General features: G+C 64.2%; 1 protein-coding gene and 1 pseudogene. Both read right to left on the reverse strand.

What is annotated here, in order from left to right:
- A partial coding sequence (locus QMX89_RS22610; RefSeq protein WP_282349950.1) for a DUF4158 domain-containing protein occupies positions 1-1,460 on the reverse strand: 1,460 nt, incomplete at its 3' end.
- Between the two features lie 3 nt (positions 1,461-1,463).
- Positions 1,464-1,558, reverse strand: a pseudogene (locus QMX89_RS22615) (PIN domain nuclease); the annotation flags it as partial.

Here is a 1,558-nt window from a genome sequence, read left to right on the forward strand (position 1 = left end):
CGCGGGTCGGCATAGCGCCAACTGGGCGAGACGAAGACATCGCGGCGGCGCAGGGCCGTGCGCAGCGCATCGAGCGTGCAGAACACATAGGCACCCATGTCGAGGGAGCCATCTTCGCGGGTGATGTGCTTCTGCCAAGCCTTGGCCACGATCTCCTGCGGCGCGTCATCCTCTGGCTTCCGGCGCGGCAGGTTCAGTTGCAGCCACTCCAGACTAGCCGCCACGCCCTTGCCGGCCGGGCTGAAGCCGAAGCGGATGTGCTTGAGCAGGTCGGGCAGGAAGCGGCGCACGCTGCGGTAGCGCGCTTCCAATGCAAGAAAATAGACGTCATCTACCGGGCGGATCAGCGCGTTGACCTCTTCCAGGGCCTTTTCCAGGGTGGTCCTCGGCAGGTCGTTGAACAGCCGGGCGCGCACGTTGTCATCGCTGATCGAGCTGTCCAGCACGACCTTGCACGCGGCGGCGAGCGTCGCGGCCGACCGATCCAGGTCTTTCAGGCTGCGCATGCGGGCTTTCTTGTCGGCCTTCTCCGCGTTGCTGAACAGGTCGCGCAGCAAGGCCTCCAGGACTTCCAGTGCGTCGTCGTGCGCAGTCGCCTCCAGGCAGAGTGCGAAGGCCACCAGTGTCGCCATCCGCCGCGACGCCGGCAGCCGATTAATCGCGGTGACCTTGGCCGTGTTGGCGAAGCGGGCCAGGGCGGCGATACGGCTGGGAGGGATGTGCGCCGCCGCCGGCAAGGTGATGCCGATGCCGCGCACGTCATCGAGCCGGCGCAGTGCCCGAATCAACGCGGGGCCACTGACCATGACCGGGCCGGAGCGCAATTGATCCAGCCGGGAGCTGCGGTTGCCTTCGGCCACCGTCAGCAAGTCTTGCAGTTGCAATCGCTGTTCCTCAGTCACGCTGCGGCCCAGCGTAAACCAGAGGCGTTCTTCGACCCGACTGCGCAACTGGGCGATAAAGCGCTCTAGTTGAGACACACCAGGCAGGAGGACTTTCTGTGTGAACAGCCACGAGGTGGCTCGCTCAAACAGCACTCCCGGCCGGTCGGTGCCCGTCCAGCAGAGGGCATACAGCCAGCGGCTCAAGCGAAAGCCGATGCCCGGATCGGTGAAATGACGATAGCCAAAGCGGTTCTGAATATCGGTGGCATGTATCCAGCGGCGATGATCGCTATAGCGCTGGAGGCAGTCGGGGTCTGGAATCGCCAGTTGTCGGCAAAGCACCTGCAGGACTTCCACCGGCACGGCGGCGGGCTTGTCCGGCAGAACGCCAACGAAGCGGACGGTGGTCAGCAGAACGGCATAACCCAGACGGTTATGGTTACCCCGCAGCACCTGGATGGCTTCACGGTCTTCATCGCTCAGGTGGAAGTAACGTTCCAGCTCTTCACGGCTGGGCGAATCAACATAGCGGCCAAAACCGTCGCGTTGCTCTTGAGTCAGAAAACCGACCGGCATTGATCACAGCACCTCGACGCAGAACACGGCGGGCGTGACGATCCGCGTGCGTTCGATGTGCCCGCGTTGCAGCAGGCCGGCGCGGCGATCACCGGTTA

This window comes from Pseudomonas sp. PS01301 (assembly GCF_029960215.1).
GTDB classification, from domain to species: Bacteria; Pseudomonadota; Gammaproteobacteria; order Pseudomonadales; family Pseudomonadaceae; genus Aquipseudomonas; species Aquipseudomonas coleopterorum.